At 54.0% G+C, this 21,546-nt stretch carries 22 protein-coding genes; 8 read left to right on the top strand and 14 right to left on the bottom strand.

Annotated features, from left to right (window positions below; genetic code table 11):
- Positions 1-154: 154 nt before the first annotated feature.
- A complete protein-coding gene (gmhB, locus tag PMI17_RS24150) occupies positions 155-715 on the bottom strand; it encodes a D-glycero-beta-D-manno-heptose 1,7-bisphosphate 7-phosphatase (protein WP_007893969.1) in 561 nt (186 codons plus the stop codon).
- Positions 716-902: 187 nt separating this feature from the next.
- Between gmhB and metN the strand changes: the two genes are divergently transcribed.
- From metN to proS, 6 genes are all read left to right on the top strand, one after another.
- Positions 903-1,934: a methionine ABC transporter ATP-binding protein MetN gene (gene metN, locus PMI17_RS24145; protein ID WP_007893965.1), complete on the top strand. Its 1,032-nt coding sequence runs from the start codon at positions 903-905 to the stop codon at positions 1,932-1,934.
- Entirely contained in the window at positions 1,927-2,580 is a 654-nt protein-coding gene (locus PMI17_RS24140) for a methionine ABC transporter permease MetI (protein ID WP_007893963.1), read from the top strand. The genes metN and PMI17_RS24140 overlap by 8 nt, the downstream gene beginning before the upstream one ends.
- Positions 2,581-2,617: 37 nt before the next feature.
- Positions 2,618-3,433: a MetQ/NlpA family lipoprotein gene (locus PMI17_RS24135; protein ID WP_007893960.1), complete on the top strand. Its 816-nt coding sequence runs from the start codon at positions 2,618-2,620 to the stop codon at positions 3,431-3,433.
- A gap of 128 nt (positions 3,434-3,561) precedes the next feature.
- A complete protein-coding gene (gene rcsF / locus PMI17_RS24130; RefSeq protein ID WP_007893958.1) occupies positions 3,562-3,963 on the top strand; it encodes an Rcs stress response system protein RcsF in 402 nt (133 codons plus the stop codon).
- A complete protein-coding gene (gene tsaA, locus PMI17_RS24125) occupies positions 3,960-4,667 on the top strand; it encodes a tRNA (N6-threonylcarbamoyladenosine(37)-N6)-methyltransferase TrmO (RefSeq protein ID WP_007893955.1) in 708 nt (235 codons plus the stop codon). The genes rcsF and tsaA overlap by 4 nt, the downstream gene beginning before the upstream one ends.
- A gap of 89 nt (positions 4,668-4,756) precedes the next feature.
- Positions 4,757-6,475, top strand: coding sequence for a proline--tRNA ligase (gene proS, locus PMI17_RS24120; protein WP_007893952.1), 1,719 nt, complete (start codon positions 4,757-4,759; stop codon positions 6,473-6,475).
- Between the two features lie 30 nt (positions 6,476-6,505).
- Here the strand turns inward: proS and arfB are convergent, their stop codons facing one another.
- Positions 6,506-6,916 carry an alternative ribosome rescue aminoacyl-tRNA hydrolase ArfB gene (gene arfB / locus PMI17_RS24115; protein WP_007893949.1) on the bottom strand — a complete coding sequence of 137 codons (411 nt, stop codon included), beginning with the start codon at positions 6,914-6,916 and terminating at the stop codon, positions 6,506-6,508.
- A gap of 215 nt (positions 6,917-7,131) precedes the next feature.
- Here arfB and PMI17_RS24110 point away from each other — a divergent pair, with 215 nt between their 5' ends.
- Both PMI17_RS24110 and rof read left to right on the top strand, forming a co-directional pair.
- Entirely contained in the window at positions 7,132-7,332 is a 201-nt protein-coding gene (locus PMI17_RS24110; protein WP_036622231.1) for a YaeP family protein, read from the top strand.
- The gene (rof, locus tag PMI17_RS24105) at positions 7,319-7,579 is read left to right on the top strand and encodes a Rho-binding antiterminator (protein WP_007893946.1); all 261 of its coding nucleotides are present in this window, start codon (positions 7,319-7,321) and stop codon (positions 7,577-7,579) included. The genes PMI17_RS24110 and rof overlap by 14 nt, the downstream gene beginning before the upstream one ends.
- A gap of 39 nt (positions 7,580-7,618) precedes the next feature.
- Here rof and PMI17_RS24100 read toward each other — a convergent pair whose 3' ends face one another.
- The 12 genes from PMI17_RS24100 to PMI17_RS24045 form a co-directional block, all read right to left on the bottom strand.
- A complete protein-coding gene (locus PMI17_RS24100) occupies positions 7,619-7,927 on the bottom strand; it encodes a cytochrome c (RefSeq protein ID WP_007893944.1) in 309 nt (102 codons plus the stop codon).
- 14 nt (positions 7,928-7,941) lie between these two features.
- On the bottom strand, positions 7,942-9,243 hold the full coding sequence (gene tilS / locus PMI17_RS24095; RefSeq protein ID WP_007893942.1) for a tRNA lysidine(34) synthetase TilS: 1,302 nt from the start codon (positions 9,241-9,243) through the stop codon (positions 7,942-7,944).
- Positions 9,244-9,297: 54 nt separating this feature from the next.
- Positions 9,298-9,687, bottom strand: a complete 390-nt coding sequence (locus PMI17_RS24090) for a VOC family protein (RefSeq protein ID WP_007893941.1) — start codon at positions 9,685-9,687, stop codon at positions 9,298-9,300.
- Between the two features lie 75 nt (positions 9,688-9,762).
- Entirely contained in the window at positions 9,763-11,913 is a 2,151-nt protein-coding gene (locus tag PMI17_RS24085) for a lysine decarboxylase LdcC (protein ID WP_007893939.1), read from the bottom strand.
- Between the two features lie 332 nt (positions 11,914-12,245).
- Positions 12,246-13,205 (bottom strand): acetyl-CoA carboxylase carboxyl transferase subunit alpha, encoded by a 960-nt coding sequence (gene accA / locus PMI17_RS24080; RefSeq protein ID WP_007893936.1) that lies wholly within the window; start codon positions 13,203-13,205, stop codon positions 12,246-12,248.
- A gap of 12 nt (positions 13,206-13,217) precedes the next feature.
- The gene (dnaE, locus tag PMI17_RS24075; protein WP_007893933.1) at positions 13,218-16,700 is read right to left on the bottom strand and encodes a DNA polymerase III subunit alpha; all 3,483 of its coding nucleotides are present in this window, start codon (positions 16,698-16,700) and stop codon (positions 13,218-13,220) included.
- A gap of 31 nt (positions 16,701-16,731) precedes the next feature.
- Positions 16,732-17,358, bottom strand: coding sequence for a ribonuclease HII (gene rnhB, locus PMI17_RS24070; protein ID WP_007893929.1), 627 nt, complete (start codon positions 17,356-17,358; stop codon positions 16,732-16,734).
- Complete coding sequence (gene lpxB / locus PMI17_RS24065; RefSeq protein ID WP_007893927.1) at positions 17,351-18,499, bottom strand: lipid-A-disaccharide synthase; 1,149 nt, start codon at positions 18,497-18,499, stop codon at positions 17,351-17,353. Before lpxB ends, rnhB begins: the two co-directional genes overlap by 8 nt.
- A 3-nt stretch (positions 18,500-18,502) precedes the next feature.
- On the bottom strand, positions 18,503-19,291 hold the full coding sequence (gene lpxA, locus PMI17_RS24060) for an acyl-ACP--UDP-N-acetylglucosamine O-acyltransferase (protein WP_007893926.1): 789 nt from the start codon (positions 19,289-19,291) through the stop codon (positions 18,503-18,505).
- A 3-nt stretch (positions 19,292-19,294) separates the two neighbouring features.
- The gene (gene fabZ / locus PMI17_RS24055; protein ID WP_007893924.1) at positions 19,295-19,750 is read right to left on the bottom strand and encodes a 3-hydroxyacyl-ACP dehydratase FabZ; all 456 of its coding nucleotides are present in this window, start codon (positions 19,748-19,750) and stop codon (positions 19,295-19,297) included.
- Positions 19,751-19,940: 190 nt separating this feature from the next.
- Positions 19,941-20,966, bottom strand: coding sequence for a UDP-3-O-(3-hydroxymyristoyl)glucosamine N-acyltransferase (gene lpxD, locus PMI17_RS24050; RefSeq protein WP_007893922.1), 1,026 nt, complete (start codon positions 20,964-20,966; stop codon positions 19,941-19,943).
- Positions 20,967-20,969: 3 nt separating this feature from the next.
- A complete protein-coding gene (locus PMI17_RS24045; RefSeq protein WP_007893920.1) occupies positions 20,970-21,470 on the bottom strand; it encodes an OmpH family outer membrane protein in 501 nt (166 codons plus the stop codon).
- Between the last annotated feature and the right edge of the window lie 76 nt (positions 21,471-21,546).

The following is a 21,546-nucleotide window of genomic DNA, read 5'->3' as shown; positions in this document are numbered from 1 at the left end:
CCGGCGGGATGAATTTCTTCACTCCCTGCTGAGCCGCCCGCGTTGCCGCTTTGCCGTCTCAGTGGTGGCGCATTATAGGGAGTTATTCGGAGGTGACAAGTGCAAATTTCAACTTTTTTGCCGTTCGATTGAAATTTGCACAAAACGACCGTTTTTAGGCCTTTTTAATGCGTGAAGGTAGTTCTGCCAGACTATTAATTACCCAATCCGCCGCGGCTTCACCTTCTGCCGTTACCGGCTTACCGCTACGTACCAATACTTTTGTACCAACACCTGCCGCTTGTGCCGCCTGCATATCTTCTATTTTGTCACCTACCATATAAGAAGAAGCCATATCGATATCCAGATGCTGCTGCGCCGAAAGCAACATGCCTGGCTGCGGCTTACGGCAATCACACTGCTGTCGATATTCTTCTACTGTTGCATCGGGTAAATGTGGGCAGAAATAGATGCCATCCAGATCAACATCCCGATCGGCCAGTGACCAGTCCATCCATTCGGTGAGCTGCATAAACTGATCTTCGGTAAACATCCCCCGCGCAATGCCCGACTGATTGGTCACCAGCACCAGCGCATAGCCCATCTTCTTCAGCGCCTGTAGCGCTTCGATGGTGCCATCAATAAATTCGAAATTATCGATTTCATGAACATAGCCGTGATCGACATTCAAGGTGCCATCACGATCCAGAAAAATAGCCGGGACTTTGTTCGCCACGTAGAAACTCCTGCTGAAAATGTGTCCCTAAGTATCGCATGATTGCGTATAGCGAGAGAATGGCAGATTGAATGACTTCGATTGATTTAGCCGTCTGGATACCTTAACATCCATTCAAATTTCGCGCAGCACTGCTGAGCGAAGCCCGATACACCACGGACCATGCAACACGATAATAAATAACCTAATGATTAAACTCGAAAATATCACCAAAGTGTTCCAGCAAGGTTCACGCAGCATTCAGGCACTGTCGAACGTCAGCCTGCATGTGCCTGCTGGACAGATTTATGGCGTCATCGGTTCATCCGGTGCCGGTAAAAGTACATTGATTCGCTGCGTCAATCTGCTCGAACGCCCAACATCCGGTCGCGTACTGGTTGATGGCCAGGAGTTGACCACCCTCTCTTCAGGCCAATTAACACTGGCACGCCGTCAGATTGGCATGATTTTCCAGCACTTTAACTTGATGAACTCGCGCACGGTGTCCGGCAACGTGGCGCTGCCACTGGAATTAGGCAACCTCTCTCGCGAGCAGATTAAAAAGCGCGTCACCGAGTTACTTGAATTGGTGGGTTTATCCGACAAGCATGATAGCTGGCCGGCGAATCTCTCTGGCGGACAAAAGCAGCGTGTAGCGATTGCGCGCGCGCTGGCAAGTAATCCGAAGGTGCTGCTGTGTGATGAAGCCACCAGCGCGCTGGATCCGGCCACAACGCGTTCCATTCTGGAGTTGCTGAAAGACATCAACCGCCGTCTCGGTATTACCATTCTATTGATCACCCACGAAATGGATGTGGTGAAACGCATCTGCGATCAGGTTGCGGTCATCAGCAATGGTGAGCTGATCGAGAAAGACAGCGTAAGCGAAGTGTTCTCACATCCAAAAACACCGCTGGCGCAGCAGTTCATCCAATCCACGCTGCATCTGGATATCCCTGACGACTATCAGCAGCGCATGGCGCCACAGGCCTCCGCCGAAAGCGTGCCCCTGCTGCGTCTGGAGTTCACCGGTAAGTCAGTCGATGCTCCGCTGCTGTCTGAGGCGGCACGTCGCTTTAACGTGAATAACAATATTATTAGCGCGCAGATGGATTACGCCGGCGGCGTGAAGTTCGGCATCATGTTAGCCGAAATGGATGGCAGTGAAACAGATACCCAAGCCGCAATTGCCTGGCTGAAAGAAAATCATGTGAAAGTAGAGGTGCTAGGTTATGTCTGAAGCGATGATGTGGTTACTGACGCGTGGCGTCTGGGAAACGCTGATGATGACCTTTGTCTCCGGTTTCTTTGGTTTTGTCCTCGGTCTGCCGGTCGGCGTGCTGCTGTATGTTACGCGCCCGGGTCAGATTCTGGCTAACAATGCGCTCTATCGCGTGCTGTCAGCGCTGGTGAATATCTTCCGTTCGATTCCATTCATTATCTTATTGGTGTGGATGATTCCCTTTACTCGCGCCATCGTCGGCACGTCCATTGGTTTGCAAGCCGCCATCGTGCCGCTGACTGTTGGGGCCGCGCCATTTATTGCACGTATGGTTGAGAACGCACTGCTCGAGCTGCCAACCGGTTTGATCGAGGCTTCCCGCGCTATGGGCGCCACGCCGCTGCAGATTGTGCGTAAAGTCCTGCTGCCAGAAGCCCTGCCGGGTCTGGTGAATGCCGCTACAATTACTCTGATTACGCTGGTCGGCTACTCTGCCATGGGCGGTGCAGTTGGCGCGGGCGGTTTGGGCCAGATTGGCTACCAGTATGGTTACATCGGCTATAACGCCACCGTGATGAATACCGTGCTGATCCTGCTGGTTGTTCTGGTGTATTTAATCCAATTCTGTGGCGACCGCATCGTGCGTGCTGTGTCCCATAAGTAAGCAAGCAACATCAATAGTCCTCTATTAAGGAAGGGATATGTCTTTTACATTTAAAAAGATTGCCGCTGTGGGTGCTCTGATTGGCGCAATTGCGCTGGCAGGATGCGATCAAAAAGCAAAAGATCCAAACCACATTAAAGTGGGTGTGATCGTGGGTGCTGAGCAGCAGGTTGCGGAAACTGCGGTGAAAGTTGCCAAAGAAAAATATGGCCTCGATGTTGAGCTGGTCACCTTTAACGATTACGTGCTGCCTAACGAAGCGCTGAGCAAAGGTGATATCGACGTTAACGCCTTCCAGCACAAGCCGTATCTCGATCAGCAAATTAAAGATCGTGGTTACAAGCTGGCTATCGTAGCGAACACCTTCGTTTACCCAATCGCGGGTTACTCGAAGAAAATCAAATCACTGGATGAACTGCAGAACGGTGCACAGGTCGCTATCCCGAACGATCCCACTAACCTGGGTCGTTCATTGCTGCTGCTGCAGAAAGTGGGCCTGATCAAATTGAAAGACGGCGTGGGTCTGCTGCCTACCTCGCTGGATATCGTCGGGAACCCGAAAAACCTGAAGATTGTTGAGCTGGAAGCGCCGCAACTGCCACGTTCCCTGGACGATCAGCAAATCGCGTTGGCGGTGATCAACACCACTTACGCTAGCCAGATTGGCCTGACGCCAGCGAAAGATGGCATCTTCGTGGAAGACAAAGATTCACCGTATGTGAACCTGATCGTTAGCCGTGAAGATAACAAAGACGCTGAGAACGTGAAGAAATTTGTTCAAGCCTACCAATCAGACGAAGTGTCTGAAGCGGCCAACAAGATCTTCAACGGCGGTGCAGTGAAAGGCTGGTAATTTTTACCTTTCATGCCATACAGGGCGGCTTCGGCCGCCCTTTCTTTTGCCATAAATTGCACCTGACTTGTTATTTATTGTCGTCCTTGTTTCAATAACGCCACTTTTTATTACTTGAGGATGTTGCCATGCGTTTTTTACCGCTCTGCTTGTTGGCATTGATGCTAACCGGGTGCGTGCGTGAATATCACCCGATAAGCAGTGCTCCTTCTCGTCCGCAGCAGGCATCCAGCGAGCCAGAACGCAAACCGACACCACGTCCTGCGCCGGTGAAGATTTACACCGATGCGACCGATTTGGTCAGCAATCCGTTCCGCGATTTAGGCGAAGTCTCCGCTGAAGATTGCCAAAGCAGCAGCCAGGATTCACCGCCGAATATCAACACCGCGCGTAAACGCTTGCAGATCAGAGCGGCCGGCATGAAAGCCAATGCGGTATTGCTGCATAAGTGCGAAATTGTCACCAGCACGCCGGGATGTTATCGCCAGGCCATTTGCCAGGGCTCCGCCCTAAAAGTCTCCAATCAATGAGTGAATTTGCCTTCGCGCAAATCGGCGTGATCCGCTCACCGTGGAAAGAGAAGTTTGCCGTCCCGCGCCAGCCCGGTCTGGTGCAGGATGGTGGCGGCGAGTTGCATCTGTTGCCGCCCTACAATCAGCCGGAAGCGGTACGCGGTCTCGAAGACTTTAGCCATCTGTGGGTACTGTTCGTCTTTCACCAAACGATGGAGGGTGGCTGGCGTCCAACGGTGCGTCCACCGCGCCTCGGTGGCAATGCGCGTATGGGAGTGTTCGCCACACGGTCGACCTTCCGTCCCAATCCCATCGGCATGTCGCTGGTTGAGTTAAAAGGTATTCGCTGCGAGAAGCAGCAGGTGATCTTACAGCTCGGCAGCCTTGATTTAGTCGATGGTACGCCGGTGGTGGATATCAAACCCTATCTGCCGTTTGCCGAGGCGTTACCGGATGCGCGTGCCGGCTTTGCGCAGGCCGCTCCGGATGCCACTATGCCGGTACGCTTTTCGCCACTGGCGCAGAGCCAGCTTCAACAGCAGCAGAAAACCTATCCCCAGCTGGCGCGGTTTATCACCGACGTGCTGGCGCAGGATCCGCGCCCAGCCTATCGTAAAGGTGAGACGCAGGATCGCGAATATGCCGCGTGGCTCCTCGACTTTAATGTGCGCTGGCGCATTGATGACGCGGGAACCGAAGTGATCGCCCTCGATCCACGCTAAAACTCGCTTTTGAGTGATTGATCTCGCTGGTACACTAGCCGCCAGAAAAATTTTGTCAGTTTCCTTCCGTATAACTGGAATCGTAATCAATGCGTACTACTCAATATCTGCTCTCCACTCTGAAGGAGACACCTTCCGATGCAGAAGTGATCAGCCACCAGCTGATGCTGCGCGCCGGCATGATCCGCAAACTGGCTTCGGGTCTCTATACCTGGTTGCCGACCGGTATTCGCGTGCTGCGAAAAGTTGAAAACATCGTGCGTGAAGAGATGAACAACGCCGGCGCGATTGAGATCTCCATGCCGGTGGTTCAGCCAGCCGATTTGTGGGAAGAGAGTGGCCGTTGGGAGCAGTACGGCCCGGAACTGCTGCGCATTAAAGATCGTCATGAGCGTCCATTCGTGTTGGGTCCAACCCACGAAGAAGTGGTGACCGATTTGATCCGCAACGAGCTGAGCTCTTACAAGCAGCTGCCGCTCAACCTGTATCAAATCCAAACCAAATTCCGCGATGAAGTACGCCCGCGTTTTGGTGTGATGCGTTCACGCGAGTTCATCATGAAAGATGCTTACTCGTTCCATACCACGCAGGAGTCGCTGCAGGAAACTTACGACGCGATGTACCGCGCCTACAGCCAAAGCTTCAGCCGCATGGGTCTGGATTTCCGTGCCGTACAGGCCGATACCGGTTCTATCGGTGGCAGCGCCTCACACGAGTTCCAGGTATTGGCGCTGAGCGGTGAAGATGACGTGATCTTCTCCAGCGAATCGGATTACGCGGCCAACATTGAGAAAGCTGAAGCCTTAGCGCCGGCTGGTGAACGTCCACAGGCCACGCAGGCGATGACGCAGTTCGATACGCCGAACGCGAAAACCATTGCTGAATTGGTTGAACAACATCAGTTGCCGATCGAGAAAACCGTCAAGACGCTGTTCGTCAAAGCCACCGAAGAGAGCGGCCACACGCTGGTTGCCCTGCTGCTGCGCGGCGATCATCAGCTGAACGAAATTAAAGCCGAAAAGCTGGATATCGTGGCTGAACCGCTGGAGATGGCAAGCGAAGAAGAGATTCGCGCATTGTTAGGCGCAGGTCCAGGTTCACTCGGTCCGGTTGGTTTGACCCTGCCAGTGATCGCCGATCGTACCGTGGCGAAAACCAGCGACTTCTGTGCGGGCGCGAACATCGATGGTAAGCATTTGAGCGGCATCAACTGGGGACGCGATCTGCCAGAACCGCGCGTGGAAGATATCCGTAACGTGGTCGAAGGTGATCCAAGCCCGGACGGTAAAGGCACGCTGCAGATTAAACGCGGTATTGAAGTTGGCCACATCTTCCAGCTGGGTACCAAGTACTCCGAAGCGATGAAAGCGGCGGTACAGGGCGAAGATGGCCGTAACCAGGTGATGACTATGGGTTGCTACGGCATCGGTATCACGCGCGTGGTGGCGGCAGCGATTGAGCAGAACAACGATGAGCGCGGCATCATCTGGCCTGCGGCGCTGGCGCCGTTCGAAGTCGCCATTTTGCCAATGAACATGCACAAATCTTTCCGTGTACAACAGCTGGCAGAAGAGCTGTACAACACGCTGCGTGCTAAAGGCATCGACGTAATTCTGGACGATCGCAAAGAGCGTCCAGGCGTGATGTTCGCGGATATGGAGCTGATTGGCGTGCCGCACACCATCGTGATTGGCGATCGTAATCTCGATAACCAAGAGATTGAGTACAAGGCGCGTACCGCCAGCGAGAAGCAGATGATCAAGCAGCACGACATCGTCGACTTCCTGGCGAAAGCCCTCAACAAGTAACACTGAAACGCCTCCGACTGGAGGCGTTTTTTATTGCACTTTCCCGCGCATCGCTTTTACGTTACTGCGCCGTGTTTTGCCTTCCAGCCGCCTCACTTTAGAACCGTGCGTCGGTTTCGTCGCGCGCCGGACTTTTTCCACCGTAGTTAACTCCTGAATCAGATTGATCAACCGCTGCACGGCCGCTTCACGATTCATTTCCTGGCTACGGTGCTCCTGTGCTTTGATGATCACCACACCTTCCGCAGTGATCAAATGATGGCTCGCCGCCAGCAGTCGCTCTTTATAAAACGGCGGCAGCGACGATGCGTTGATATCAAACCGCAGGTGAATGGCCGTAGAGGTTTTATTCACGTGTTGGCCGCCCGCACCCTGCGCACGGATGGCACTAAGCTCTACTTCATTATCGGCCAGTGAAACCGAACGAGACAGTACAATCATCTGTCACCTGCCGTTTGGTTCGACGTTGTGTCGCGTAATAACCTGTTCATCAACTTAACCTTTTGTGCGCACGCTGAGTGCATGATACCAGCGCGAAATGTCACTTTTGCCCTTTTCCATGCATCAAACCCGTGACGACCGGGCTGATTTCCATGAATTTCCTGTGATATAGTCGCCTATCATCCAGAGTATCAAGCTCTGCTGAGGAGGTGTATGTGCAAAAGTATTGTGAGTTAGTTCGCCAGAAGTATGCCGAAATTGGTAGCGGCGACCTTGGGTATGTGCCAGACGCCATAGGTTGTGCGTTGAAGGCTCTCAACGATATTGCCGCTGATTCTGCGCTAAACTCTTCTCTCAGGGAACAAGCAGCGTATGCCGCTGCAAACTTATTGGTGAGCGACTATGTTGACGAATGAAGCCTACAAACCCATCAACTGCGATGACTACGACAACCTCGAACTCGCCTGCCAAAAAAACTGGACGCTGTCGTTAGAGTTAAAAAACGGCGATCAGCTCAAGGCGAAAGCCGTGGACATGGTCTCACGTAAAAACGTCGAGTACCTTGCCGTCGATCTCTCCGGCGAGACCCGCGAAGTGCGGCTCGACCACATCGCCAGCTTCACGCATCCGGAGCTGGGCACCGTCGTCGTTAGCGAAGAGTAAACCCTCTCTCGGGCGGGAATCCCATCCCGCCCCCCTCGCTTAAGGCTTTAACGAACTGTAATACGCCGACAAATCTTCCATATCCTGATCGCTCAATCCCGCCACAAATGCTTTCATCACTTCTGCCTGACCGCCGCTGCGTTCGCCTTTTTTGTAGGCTTGCAGTGAATGCAGCAGATAAGGCGCATGTTGTCCCGCGAGATTTGGATAAAGCGGCACCGCGCTTTTGCCCTCCGCGCCGTGACACGCCATGCAGCTTGCCGCTTTTTGCGCGCCGGCATTGACATCACCGTCGGCAAACGCCGGTAGCGTCGCAGCGCATAAAAGCGCGGCAATCAAATACTTCATCATTGCTCTCCATTTTATTGTTGTTGTAGCCAGATCGCCTGCCAGCCTTGCGCATTGCCAGCCGCGCCTTCCCGGGTGATAAACAGTCCCGGCGCGCAAATTAACGTCTGGTTGTAGTAAATCAAGGGGATACGTTCACGCTGCCAGGGCGCAACGCCCAACTCTTGCCACAGCTTCTTCATCTCTCGGCCACCCGCGCGCCCCAGCAGGTGATAATAGCCTTGCGCCCTGAAGCGAATATTGATCTCTTCATCCGCATTAGGGTGACGTAACTCAGCAATCTCGCCGTTAGCCTGCAGCAAGCCTACACCTGCCGGTAAATCGAGTGGCTGGCTGCGGTCTTGCCAGGTTAGCGAGTGCTGACTCAGAGATGGCTGCGGCCTGAGCCAGTAGAGTTGCTGGCGATAGCGTCGCAGTTCAAAATCGCCGAAGCGCAGACAAGGTTTAGCATCATCCCGACTGTTAATGACTTCATCGGTGATACGTTTGAGCGCTTCACGCGCAGGCATCGCGCCGCCCTGTTGAGCGATCCAGCGGCGCAACAGCGCATGGCGGCGCGCTTCGCTCATGTCGAGTAACGGTGGAAAATGCAGTGCGCCATGCGCATCGGTAAGCTGTATCAGCTGTTCAGCCAGCAACTCATCCAGCAGTTGCTCCTGCTCGCCACAGAGTGCTGCACTGCGTGCGCTGGCGGCGCAGAAGTGCGGCCAGCGCGCCTGCAGTAGCGGTAAAACCTGCTGGCGCAAGAAGTTGCGGTCATAGCGGCTATCGGCGTTGCTTTCATCCTCAATCCAGCTGAGCTGGTGCTCGGCAGCATAGTTTTCCAACTGCTGACGGCTGACGTCAAGCAACGGTCGCAGATGCAGACGATCGTCAACGCTGCGCTGCAGCGGCATCGCCGCCAAACCCGCCGGTCCGCTGCCGCGTTTTAATGCCAGCAGCAGCGTTTCCGCCTGATCGTCGAGGTGCTGCGCAGTGAGTAAGTGCTCACCGGGTTGTAGCTGCTGAAACAGCGCTTGATAGCGCGCCTCGCGGGCCGCCGCTTCAATACCGCTATCGCGCCCATCAACCTGCACCTGCAGAACCGCACAAGGAATCTGCCACTGCATGCAAATCTGCTGACAATGTTGCGCCCAGCGATCAGCATTGGGGCTTAAGCCATGATGAACATGTAACGCGCGCACGCGCAGCTGCGGCTGCTGACGTTGCCAGCAAACCAATTGATGCAGCAGCACGGTAGAGTCAAGTCCGCCGCTGAACGCCAGCACATAGCCAGCGTCGGGTGTCAGCAGCGAAGCAAGATGAGATAAAGACATGAGCGCGTTCCGTCCAGGCGAGCCACCGAATTGCGGCTCGCGGCGGACGCTAGTTTACGCCTGATACAGCTCCAGCGGCAAACCGTCCGGATCGGGGAAGAAGGTGCAGGCTTTGCCGGTTAACGCATCGATACGAATCGGTTCACAGGTCACGCCCTTCTCCGCTAGCGCGGCTATCGACTGCGCGACATCCTCGACACAAAACGCCAGATGGCGCAGACCGCAGGCTTCCGGTCCGCTGACACGTGGCGGCGGCGACGGGAACGAGAACAGCTCGATGGTGTAAACCCCGTTCAACCCAAGATCGCCTTTCCAGGAATCGCGCTCGGCGCGGTAATATTCACCCAAAAGTTCAAAACCCAGCACATCACAGTAAAACGCCTTACTGCGCTGATAATCGGTGGCAATAATGGCAATGTGGTGGATCTGTTTTATCTGCAGCATAGCGGCTCCATTTTTCACATAAGCCGCTTACCCTACGTGGCATAAGCGGCGATGGAAAGGGGGGATTATCCTAAGTTAGCGATCGTCTTCATCACGCAACACGCGCACCAGATAGCGGCCATCTTCGGTCAGCGTCGCGCCGTGAATATCGGTTTCGAAGCCGGGATAGTGGCGACCAATGGTGCAGAGCATCAGCAGAAAATCGAGTACTGATCGGCTCTCTTCGGTGATCATCTCACCCGGCATCACCACCGGTACGCCCGGCGGATACGGCAAAATCATATTGGCCGAAATGCGCCCCACCAACTCACGAATATCAACGGTTTCAACCTGGCCTTTCACCTGGCGCTGAAACGCCTGATGCGGCGTCATCTTCATCTCCGGCAGCACGTCGAACGCCTTCAACATCAGACGCGGCAAATCGTGCTGCAGGATCAGTTGATGAATGCCCTGCGCCAGCGTCTGAATACGCATGTTGCGATAGAAGTCAGGATCTTCGGCATACAGATCCGGCAGCATGTTTTTCACCCGCAGGTTGAGATCGTAGGCACGCTTAAATTCCGTCAACCCGCGCAACACGCTCATCGCTTTGGTTTTATCGATACCGATGCTGAAGAGGAACAGCAGATTGTAGGGCCCGGTTTTCTCCACCACGATACCGCGCTGATCGAGGAACTTCGCCACCAGCGCGGCAGGAATCCCCTCTTCCGCCATGTTACCCAGTTCACTCATGCCCGGCGTCAGGATGGTGACTTTGATCGGATCGAGGTACATGTGATCGCGATCGGCATGGGTGAAACCGTGCCAATCCTCTTCGCCCGGCTGGATCGGCCAGCATTCAGCTTGATCAACCTGCTCCGGCTGCCAGATATCAAAGAACCAGCCGTCGGACTCTTCACGCAAGCGCTGAATCTCACGGCGGAAATGCAGCGCGCGTTCGACCGAGCGGTTAATCAGTCGCTTACCCGGATTACCGCGCAACATCGCTGCCGCCGTTTCAATCGATGACACGATCGCATAGCTTGGCGATGTGGTGGTGTGCATCATGTAGGCTTCGTTGAAGGTGTGCTCGTCGTAGTCGCCTTTGATGTGAATTAGCGAGGCCTGTGAAAATGCCGCCAGCAGCTTGTGGGTTGATTGCGTTTCATAGATCACTTTGCCTGGAGTACGATCGCCACTCATGCCGCTTTTTCCGGCGTAGATCGGATGGAAGTTGGTGTAAGGCACCCACGCTGAATCAAAGTGGATTGAGGGTACATCCAGCGTCTGCTTGATGAACTGTGTGTTATACAGCAGGCCGTCGTAAGTCGAGTTAGTAATGACTGCATGCACCGGCCAGCTGGCGCGCGGCGTGGCGTTAACCTTTTGCTGAATGTTGTCGCGCGTAAATTCACGCTGCGGAATACCGCCGAGAATTCCCAGCGCATTACGCGTCGGCTTGAGCCAAATCGGAATGATGTCGCTCATCATCAGTAAATGGGTCAGCGATTTATGGCAGTTACGGTCAATCAATACCGTGCTGCCGGCGGGAGCCGCGTACATGCCGACGATTTTGTTCGAGGTCGAGGTGCCGTTGGTCACCATGTAGCTTTGCTCTGCGCCAAAGGTACGCGCGACATACTCTTCCGCTTCCAGATGCGGACCGGTGTGATCGAGCAACGAACCCAGTTCTGTCACCGAGATCGAAACGTCCGCCTTTAAGGTGTTCGAGCCGAAGAAGTCGTAAAACAGGCTGCCAACCGGGCTCTTCTGAAAGGCGCTACCGCCCATGTGCCCTGGCGTGCAGAAAGTGTATTTGCCCTCTTTCACATAATTGAACAACGCTTTGGTCAGCGGCGGTGTGATGTTGTCGATGTACTCATCGGTGTATTGCCGAATATGCAGCGCGATGTCATCGGCGGCGCTTAGGGCATACTCAAAGAAGTGCAGCGCCATGCGCATCTCGTTGATGCTGACATCCATTTGCGAATGGGTGTTGATGAAGGCATACAGCGGCAGATATTCGTTGAGCTGATTGATATCGCTACACAACGACAGACTGTAATCGTCCCAGTCAAAAATCACCCCGCAAATGCGCGGATTGTGTTCAATCAACTTCAGCAGGTCGCTGGCATTATTGGGGTAGACGGTCTGGAAGCCTTGCAGCTTGAGTGTGGCGTCCAGTTCGCGAATAGGCTCATCTTTATAGAAAGCGCCGTGCGGTCCCATGATCGCAATAATATTCAATGCTCACCTCCTGTGGTGTTGTGGCACTGAATAAGGATAGCGAAAAGCGGACGTGGATAAACCTGGAATGCTCTGCTGTTAAGTTACATCGCTGGCGGCTGAGGCCAGGAAAGGCCAGCCCGATCGCAAAGAAGGCCTGCATCCATTTTGATCGGCCTCGCCATCCTGGCTCGGACGCTTTGCTCTTCAGGCTGGCCTTTCCTGACCCTTCCGACATTTTTATTGCTGCAAGTGTGTCGGCTCGCCATTAATGGCGACCAATGCGAATTCACCCATTAACAGGCATAAAAAAAGCGGACCGAAGTCCGCTTCTTCTTATGCAGCATTGCTTATCACGCGTAGCCGTAGTTCATCAGGCGCTGATAGCGACGGTTAAGCAACTCTTCGGTGCTCAACACATCGAGATCGGCCAGATCAGCCAACAGCTGCTGCTTCAGACTGGCAGCGATCTCCAGCGGATGGCGATGTGCACCCCCCAGCGGTTCTGGAACGATGGAATCAATCAGCTTCAGCTCTTTCAGACGTTCAGCGGTGATGCCCATCGCTTCTGCGGCCAATGGCGCTTTATCGGCGCTTTTCCACAGAATCGACGCACAGCCTTCCGGTGAAATCACTGAATATGTGCTGTACTGCAGCATGTTCACTTTGTCGCCCACGCCGATGGCCAACGCACCACCGGAACCGCCTTCGCCGATTACGGTACAAATCACCGGAATTTTCAGGCCAGACATTTCACGCAGGTTGCGAGCGATCGCTTCAGACTGACCGCGCTCTTCTGCACCGACGCCCGGATAAGCACCCGGCGTGTCAATAAAGGTGATCAGCGGCATCTTGAAACGTTCCGCCATTTCCATCAGGCGCAGCGCTTTGCGATAGCCTTCCGGTGCCGGCATGCCGAAGTTACGACGGATTTTCTCTTTGGTTTCGCGACCTTTCTGATGACCAATGATCATCACCGGACGGCCGTCGAGACGTGCAATACCACCGACAATCGCTTTATCATCGGCATAAGCGCGGTCGCCAGCCAGTTCGTCGAAATCATCAAACGCGTTGCGGATATAGTCCAGTGTATAAGGACGCAGCGGATGACGCGCAAGTTGCGCCACTTGCCAGGCGCCTAAATCGGAGAAGATTTTACGGGTCAGCTCAACGCTTTTTTCGCGCAGGCGCTGCACTTCCTCATCCAAATTAATATCGTGTTTCTCATCCGAACGGCCAATCGATTTTAACGAGTCGATTTTCGCTTCAAGCTCTGCGATTGGCTGTTCAAAATCCAGGTAATTAAGACTCATAATGTTCCTGTTTTAGTCAAACTCCAGTTCCACCTGCTCCGATCCTACTAACGACCGCAAATCGTTGAGTAAACGATCGCTGGGCGAAATTCGCCACGCTGCACCAAAGCGTAGCTTCGCTCGCGCATCGGCTCTCTGATAGTAGAGATGCACCGGAATGGTCCCGGAGCGATGAGGCTCCAGAGACTGGCGGAGACGGTTTAAAAGCTGGTCATCAATTTGCCTGTCCGTCAGCGAGATAGCAAGTCCGCGCGCGTATTTTTCCCGCGCTTCGTCGATGTCCATAACTTCTCGAGCGGTCATTTTAAGGCCACCGCTAAAGTCATCAAAGCTGACCTGTCCACTGACGATCAGGATACGGTCCTTCTCCAGCAACTGCTGGTATTTATCTAACGCATCGGTAAATAACATCACTTCAAGACGACCAGAACGATCGTCAATCGTACAAATACCAATTCGGTTGCCGCGCTTGGTGACCATCACGCGGGCGGCAATCACCAGCCCCGCCGCGACGGTTACTTTACCACGATCTGTTGGATGCATGTCTTTCAGCCGCATGCCGCCAACGTAACGCTCAATTTCTTTCAAATACTGATTAATGGGATGGCCGGTGAGATACAGGCCAAGCGTCTCACGTTCGCCATCCAACTGAACTTGTTCCGGCCATGGCGTAATGCTGGCGTAGGATTTCTCCACCTGCTCCGGCTCTTCCGCCAGCACACCAAACATATCGGCCTGGCCAATGGCTTCGGCTTTAGCGTGCTGATCGGCGGCTTTTAATGCATCGCCAAGCGCACTCATCAATGCTGCACGATGCGGACCCAGACGATCGAACGCGCCCGACATGATCAGTTTTTCCATCACGCGACGGTTGATCTTCTTGGTGTCAGTGCGCGCACAGAGATCGAACAGCTCTTTGAAGTAGCCGCCCTCGTTACGCGCATCAATGATCGCTTCGATCGGACCTTCGCCCACGCCTTTAATCGCGCCAATGCCGTAAACGATCTCGCCTTCGTCATTGACGTGGAACGGATACAAACCTGAGTTGATGTCCGGCGGCAGCACTTTAAGGCCCATACGCCAGCACTCATCGACCAGTCCAACCACTTTCTCGGTGTTATCCATATCGGCGGTCATTACCGCCGCCATGAACTCTGCCGGATAGTGCGCTTTCAGCCACAGCGTTTGATAAGAAACCAGTGCGTAAGCAGCGGAGTGTGACTTGTTAAAGCCATAACCGGCGAACTTCTCCACCAGATCGAAGATTTTCATCGACAGTTCGCCATCGACGCCCATCTTCTCCGCACCGTCCTGGAATACCGAACGCTGCTTCGCCATCTCTTCTGGTTTCTTTTTACCCATCGCACGACGCAACATATCTGCGCCACCCAGCGTATAGCCGGACAGCACCTGCGCGATCTGCATCACCTGTTCCTGATACAGGATAATGCCGTAGGTCGGCTCCAGTACCGGCTTCAGGGTTTCGTGCTGCCACTGAATATCCGGATAGGAGATCTCTTCGCGGCCGTGCTTACGGTCGATGAAGTTATCTACCATGCCCGATTGCAGCGGGCCCGGACGGAACAATGCCACCAGAGCGATCATATCTTCGAAGCAGTCAGGCTTCAGACGTTTGATCAGATCTTTCATGCCGCGCGATTCAAGCTGGAACACTGCGGTGGTTTCCGAGCGCTGCAGCATGTCGAAGCTTTTCTTGTCATCCAGCGGGATGGCAGCGATATCGATTGGCGGCAAACCCTGCTTTTCACGGCGCGGGTTAATCATCTTCAGCGCCCAGTCGATGATGGTGAGCGTACGCAAGCCGAGGAAGTCAAACTTCACCAGCCCGGCGTATTCCACGTCATTCTTATCAAACTGGGTAACCGGGAACTGTCCGTTTTCATCGCAGTACAGCGGCGCAAAATCGGTAATTTTAGTTGGCGAGATCACCACACCACCGGCATGTTTACCAGCGTTACGCGTGACACCTTCCAGTTTGCGCGCCATGTCGATCAGCGCTTTAACCTCTTCGTCTGCCTCGTAGATCTCCGGCAGCTGCGGTTCAGCCAGGAAGGCTTTTTCCAGCGTCATGCCCGGATCCGGCGGGATCAGTTTGGAGATGCGATCGACGAAACCATACGGATGACCCAACACGCGTCCCACATCGCGGATTACCGCTTTCGCCGCCATGGTACCGAAGGTGATGATCTGCGATACCGCTTCACGTCCGTACATCTCGGCAACGTGATCGATAACCTGATCGCGCTTCTCCATGCAGAAGTCGACGTCGAAGTCGGGCATCGACACACGTTCTGGATTAAGGAAGCGTTCGAACAGCAGGTCAAACTCTAGCGGATCAATATCGGTAATCTTCAGCGCATACGCCACCAGCGAGCCCGCACCCGAGCCGCGGCCAGGCCCCACGGGGATGCCGTTATCCTTGGACCACTGAATAAACTCCATCACGATCAGGAAGTAGCCGGGGAAGCCCATCTGGTTGATTACGGTGAGTTCAATATCCAGACGTTCATCATATTCCACGCGTTTCTCAGCGCGCTCCGCCGGATCCGGGAAGAGAAATTCCATACGCTCTTCCAGACCTTCACGTGACTTCGCCACGAGGAAGTCTTCGGTGCTCATCTCACCGGTGGGGAACTGTGGCAGGAAGTATTCGCCGAGGCGCACGGTTACGTTACAACGCTTAGCAATCTCTACGCTATTTTCCAGCGCTTCCGGGATGTCCGAGAACAGCTCGCACATCTCCTCTTCACTGCGCATATATTGCTGAGGACTGTAATTGCGCGGGCGCTTAGGATCATCCAGCGTATAGCCGTCATGAATTGCGACGCGGATTTCATGCGCATCAAAATCTTCTTCATTCAGGAAGCACACTTCGTTAGTGGCCACCACCGGTACGCCTTCGGCGATCGCTAACTCAACCGCAGCGTGCAAATAAGCTTCCTCATCAGCACGACCGGTGCGGATGAGCTCGAGGTAATAGCGATTGGGGAAGTGTTCCTGATAGAAGCTCAAACACTGCGCCACCATGGCGCTATTGCCGCGCAGCAGGCTACGACCAACATCACCGCGGCGTCCACCCGACAACAGAATCAAACCTTCGCCTAATTCCAGCAGCCAGTCACGATCGATGATTGGCCCATCGATGCCATAACCGCGCTGATACGCACGTGAAATCAGCAGCGTTAGGTTTTGATAACCGGTGTTATTCGCGGCCAGCACGGTGAGTTGCGTCAGCTCGTCACCCATCAGTTCACTGGCGACGTGGAAGTCAGCCCCCACAATCGGCTTGATCCCCGCTCCGTGCGCGCTGCCGTAAAAACGCACCAACCCACACAGGTTGATGTAGTCGGTCATGGCAATCGCTGGCATGCCAAGCGCGGCCGCCTTCTTGACTAAAGGTCCGGTTTTCGCCAGACCATCAACCATGGAGTAATCGCTATGGACGCGCAGATGTATAAAACGAGGTTCAGCCATATCAGTTTCCGGTTAAAACAGCGTCAGGCTATTAAAGCGTAGTTGGCTGATGTGCAGCCCGCACATCGGCATCGATCAGGGCGTTACGCACCGGCGCAAAGCTGCGACGATGGTGAGGTGTGGCACCGTGCTGCGTTAGCTTTTCCATATGCAAAGCAGTCGGATAACCTTTGTGCTGCGCGAAGCCATATTCAGGGAATAGCAGATCCAGCTCGGCCATTTCCCGATCGCGCGTCACTTTAGCGATAATCGAGGCCGCACTGATCTCTCTCACCAGGCTATCGCCCTTCACCACTGCCAGCGAAGGCATCGGCAACGCTGGGCAACGGTTGCCATCGATCAGTACGAAGTCTGGCGCAACGGGTAAACCTGCCACCGCACGCTGCATCGCTAGCATGGTAGCGTGCAAAATATTGAGCTGATCGATCTCTTCAGGTTCAGCACGGCCAAGGCTCCAGGCCAACGCCTTCTCTTTGATCTCGTCATACAACGCCAGACGACGCTTCTCTGACAGCTTTTTCGAGTCGGCCAGGCCTGCAATAGGGTTGGCAGGATCGAGAATCACCGCAGCAGTGACAACGGCCCCAACCAGCGGGCCGCGCCCAACTTCATCAACGCCGGCAATCCGCTGTGCGTTGGGATAGATAAATTCAGCCATTTATGATCTCCAGTACCGCATCCGCCGCTTGTTCGTCGGCATTCCAGCGAATCTGTTGATGCAGTTCGGTGAAGGTGTTCAGTAACGCTTCGCGCTCAGGCCCGGCGTGCAGCAAGGGCTCTAACGCCGCAGCTAAAGCTTCAGGCTGGCACTCGTCCTGCAGCAGCTCTTTCACCAGTTCGCGACCAGCCAGCAGATTCGGCAGCGAAACATACGGCGTTTTCACCAGACGTTTGGCCAGCCAGAAGGTAAACGGCTTCATACGATAACCCACTACCATCGGGCATTTCGCCAGCATACACTCCAGCGCGGCGGTGCCAGACGCAAGAATAGCGGCGTCACTGGCCAGCATCGCCTGGCGGCCTTTGCCATCCAGCAAATGCATCGGCAGTTCCGGCGCCACCTCAGCTTTGATCTGCTCAAACTGTTCGCGACGTTTGGCATTGACCAGCGGCACCACGATTTCCAGCGTTGGATAGCGCTGACGCAAAAGTTGGGCAGCGCGCAGGAAATCGGCGCTGAGCATTTCAACTTCTGCACCGCGACTGCCGGGCAATAAGCCGAGGCAAATCGCCTCTTCGGCTATGCCTAACTCGCGACGCGCCGCCAGTTTATCAGGCTGTAACGGCATCGCATCGGCCATGGTATGGCCAATAAAGCGGCACGGCACGTTGAAGCGATCGTAGAAAGCTTTTTCAAACGGCAAAAAGGCCAGCACCAAATTGGTATTACGGCCGATTTTAAACACGCGTTTTTGACGCCACGCCCAAACCGAAGGGCTGACGTAATGAATAGTGCGAATGCCTTGGCGCTTGAGGCTGCCTTCCAACGTAATGTTGAAATCCGGCGCATCAATGCCAACGAAGACATCCGGCTTGAGTTCGGTAAAGCGCTGCGTGAGGTCGTGACGAATTTTAAGCAAGCGGCGCAAGCGGCCTAGCACTTCGACGATACCCATCACCGCCAGCTCTTCCATCTCGTACCAGGCTTCACAGCCTTCGGCCTGCATCAGCGGGCCAGCCACGCCAACAAAGCGTGCATTGGGATGACGCGCTTTTAACGCACGGATGAGACCTGCACCAAGAATATCGCCGGAGGTTTCTCCGGCGACCAGGGCAATCGTGAGGGGACGCGCTGACATGGATTAACGAATCAATCCACGCGTTGAACGGGCAAAGAAATCATAGAAAGGCTGTACTTCACTGTGTTGCTTCGCCAGCTCTTCAATCTCTGGTTTCACTTCATCCAGCGTTTTGCCGCTGCGGTACAGCAGTTTGTACGCGTTGCGAATGGCATGCAGCGCTTCTTTGCTAAAGCCGCGACGCTTCAGACCTTCGATGTTAATACCGTACGGCGTTGCATGGTTACCCTGTGCAATAACGTAAGGCGGCACATCTTGCGCGACACCTGAACAACCGCCAACCATCACATGCGCACCAATGGTGCACCACTGATGTACCGCTGTCATGCCGCCAATAATAGCGAAATCATCAACGGTTACGTGACCGCCCAGCGTGGCATTATTGGCAAAAATGCAGCGATTGCCGATCACGCAGTCATGGGCAATGTGCGCATTAACCATCAGCAGGTTATCGCTGCCGACTTTGGTCACATTGCCGCCCTGGGTGGTACCACGATGAATCGTGACGCTCTCGCGGATGCGGTTGCGATCGCCAATTTCAACGCGCGTCGGTTCGCCAGCATATTTCAGATCCTGGTTAACTTCACCGATGGAAGCGAACTGGTAGATCTGATTATCTTTGCCGATACGCGTATGGCCGTTCACCACCACGTGTGATTTGAGTACGGTACCTTCACCAATTTCCACATGAGCACCGATAAAGCAGAACGGGCCGATATGAACATTGGCACCGATAATGGCACCTTCTTCAATAACTGAACTGGGATGAATATTGGCGGTTGAATCAATCACTTATTATGCCTCCCGGCTACGGGCACACATCATGGTCGCTTCACAGACAATTTTGCCGTCAACGGTCGCCACGCCTTTAAAGCGCGTTAAGCCACGACGGGTTTTCTCGAATGTCACTTCCATGATCATCTGATCGCCCGGTACTACAGGACGTTTGAAACGGGCTTCATCGATACCGGCGAAGTAATACAGTTCGCCTGGCTCCAGTTTTCCAACGCTTTTAAACGCCAGGATACCGGTCGCTTGCGCCATCGCTTCCAGAATCAGAACGCCTGGGAAAATCGGCTTACCAGGGAAATGTCCCTGGAAAAACGGTTCGTTAACAGAAACGTTCTTAACCGCGCGCAGGTATTTATGCTCTTCAAAATCCAGCACGCGATCAACCAGCAAGAAAGGATAGCGGTGTGGCAGCAGTTCTAAAATCTCTTCAATTTTCAGAGTATGCGTTTCAGTAGTCAAAATACTCTTCCTGTCCTAAAAATCTGATGGCAACAATAACACGGCCTGCACCGATCAAAATGATCTTCCGCAGGCCGCAAATTAGTTCGGGGCGTTTCGCTTTCTTACCATACCTGCTGCCATGTTCGGCTTAACCGACGCTGGAAGAAAGTACACTTCTTGTTATGAAAGCGAGTAGCGTGGGATGCGTTTAGTCGTCTTTGCCGACCTTACGTTCGATGGCTTTTAAGCGTTTGCTTATTTCATCGATGTTCATCACCAGCGCTGCAGTTTTACGCCAGGTTTTGTTGGGTTGCAGTGGAATACCCGACGAGTATACCCCAGGTTCTGTGATGGGGCGCATTACCATGCCCATGCCCGTTACGGTCACTTTGTCACAGATTTCCATATGGCCGTTAATGACGCTGGCGCCGCCAATCATACAGTAACGTCCAATCTTCAGACTACCCGCCATGATCACACCACCAGCAACTGCGGTGTTATCACCAATGATCACGTTGTGGGCAATCTGACACTGGTTGTCTATGATAACACCATTGCCGATCAGAGTGTTATCCAGCGCGCCGCGATCGATAGTGGTACAGGCACCAATTTCTACCCGATCACCAATCACTACGGTACCCAGCTGCGGAATTTTCACCCAGTTGCCGCGATCGTTAGCATACCCGAAACCATCAGCACCGATTACCGTGCCGGACTGAATCAGACAATCCTGACCAATCTGGATTTCGTGATAAATCGTGACGTTAGCCCACAAGCGTGAGCCGCGACCGATACGCGTCTGCTTACCAACAAAACATCCTGCGCCAATAACGACGTCATCACCCAGCTCAACGCCGGACTCAATCACCGCATTTGCGCCTACCGAAACATTCTTACCCAGCTTCGCAGTTGCATCGATCACCGCGCTGGGCGCGATATTCTGCGCGGGCTGCGGCGTGGTGTCCAGCAGTTGTGCCATGTGGGCATAAGTTAGGTAAGGATTTTTCACCACCAGGGCGGCCGTTTTACACCACTCCAGATCCGCTTCCGTCAGCACCACGGCTGAAGCCTGGATAGTAGCGAGCTGCTCGCGGTAGCGGCTGTTTGCAAGAAAAGTGATTTGGCCAGTTGTGGCGGATTGCATAGAAGCAATGCCGGAGATGACGATATCGCCATCTCCGTGCAATTCTGCATCCAACTGCTGGGCTAAATCAGCCAGTCGAATTGATGACATCAATTATTTAACCTGTTTTACAACGTCAGCAGTGATGTCTTTAGCATCAGAAGAAGAGTACAGCACGGCCTGAGAGTCCAGAACCAGATCGTAACCTTCGCTTTTCGCTACAGACTGCACAGCGGTCTGGATTTTAGCCAGCAGCTTGTTACGTTCCTGCATCTGACGGGTTTGGTTGTCTTTGTCAAAAGCCTGTGCTTTTTGTTCAAAGGCAGCACGCTCAGAAGAAATCTGCTTCTCTTTCTTGGTACGGTCGCTCGCTTTCATGGTCGACGCATTACGCTGCAGATCCTGAATTTCTTGCTGGATCTTCTGCTGCTGAGACTGGAGGTCAGAGGCGCGGCTCTGGAATTCACCTTCCAGTTGCTTAGCAACAGCGGCACGCTGCGGAGACTGCTGGAAAACCTGGCTCAGGTTCACGACGGCAACTTTATCAGCCGCTTGGGCACCCGCAGAAGCAGCTAATGCAACACCCAGAGCAGCAGCACAGAACAACTTTTTCACTATAAACTCCTTACCTCAACGTGTGTGTTTGCAGCGTGCCGCATCTTTAAACGGCACGCGTGCAAGACGGTATTTT

This window comes from Pantoea sp. GM01 (assembly GCF_000282675.1).
GTDB classification, from domain to species: domain Bacteria; phylum Pseudomonadota; class Gammaproteobacteria; order Enterobacterales; family Enterobacteriaceae; genus Pantoea; species Pantoea nemavictus.
The sequence above is the reverse complement of the archived record's forward strand: the minus strand, read 5'-3'. Positions and strand labels throughout refer to the sequence as shown.

Bases quoted from the DNA above. Each gene is read 5' to 3' on its own strand.
- PMI17_RS24090 (WP_007893941.1), bottom strand. From the start codon at position 9,687: ATGCTGCAGATAAAACAGATCCACCACATTGCCATTATTGCCACCGAT.
- tsaA (WP_007893955.1), top strand. From the start codon at position 3,960: ATGAGTGAATTTGCCTTCGCGCAAATCGGCGTGATCCGCTCACCGTGG.
- lpxD (WP_007893922.1), bottom strand. From the start codon at position 20,966: ATGTCATCAATTCGACTGGCTGATTTAGCCCAGCAGTTGGATGCAGAA.
- lpxB (WP_007893927.1), bottom strand. From the start codon at position 18,499: ATGTCAGCGCGTCCCCTCACGATTGCCCTGGTCGCCGGAGAAACCTCC.
- arfB (WP_007893949.1), bottom strand. From the start codon at position 6,916: ATGATTGTACTGTCTCGTTCGGTTTCACTGGCCGATAATGAAGTAGAG.
- rcsF (WP_007893958.1), top strand. From the start codon at position 3,562: ATGCGTTTTTTACCGCTCTGCTTGTTGGCATTGATGCTAACCGGGTGC.
- rof (WP_007893946.1), top strand. From the start codon at position 7,319: ATGTTGACGAATGAAGCCTACAAACCCATCAACTGCGATGACTACGAC.
- metN (WP_007893965.1), top strand. From the start codon at position 903: ATGATTAAACTCGAAAATATCACCAAAGTGTTCCAGCAAGGTTCACGC.
- proS (WP_007893952.1), top strand. From the start codon at position 4,757: ATGCGTACTACTCAATATCTGCTCTCCACTCTGAAGGAGACACCTTCC.
- dnaE (WP_007893933.1), bottom strand. From the start codon at position 16,700: ATGGCTGAACCTCGTTTTATACATCTGCGCGTCCATAGCGATTACTCC.
- rnhB (WP_007893929.1), bottom strand. From the start codon at position 17,358: ATGGCTGAATTTATCTATCCCAACGCACAGCGGATTGCCGGCGTTGAT.
- accA (WP_007893936.1), bottom strand. From the start codon at position 13,205: ATGAGTCTTAATTACCTGGATTTTGAACAGCCAATCGCAGAGCTTGAA.
- tilS (WP_007893942.1), bottom strand. From the start codon at position 9,243: ATGTCTTTATCTCATCTTGCTTCGCTGCTGACACCCGACGCTGGCTAT.
- PMI17_RS24100 (WP_007893944.1), bottom strand. From the start codon at position 7,927: ATGAAGTATTTGATTGCCGCGCTTTTATGCGCTGCGACGCTACCGGCG.
- PMI17_RS24140 (WP_007893963.1), top strand. From the start codon at position 1,927: ATGTCTGAAGCGATGATGTGGTTACTGACGCGTGGCGTCTGGGAAACG.
- PMI17_RS24135 (WP_007893960.1), top strand. From the start codon at position 2,618: ATGTCTTTTACATTTAAAAAGATTGCCGCTGTGGGTGCTCTGATTGGC.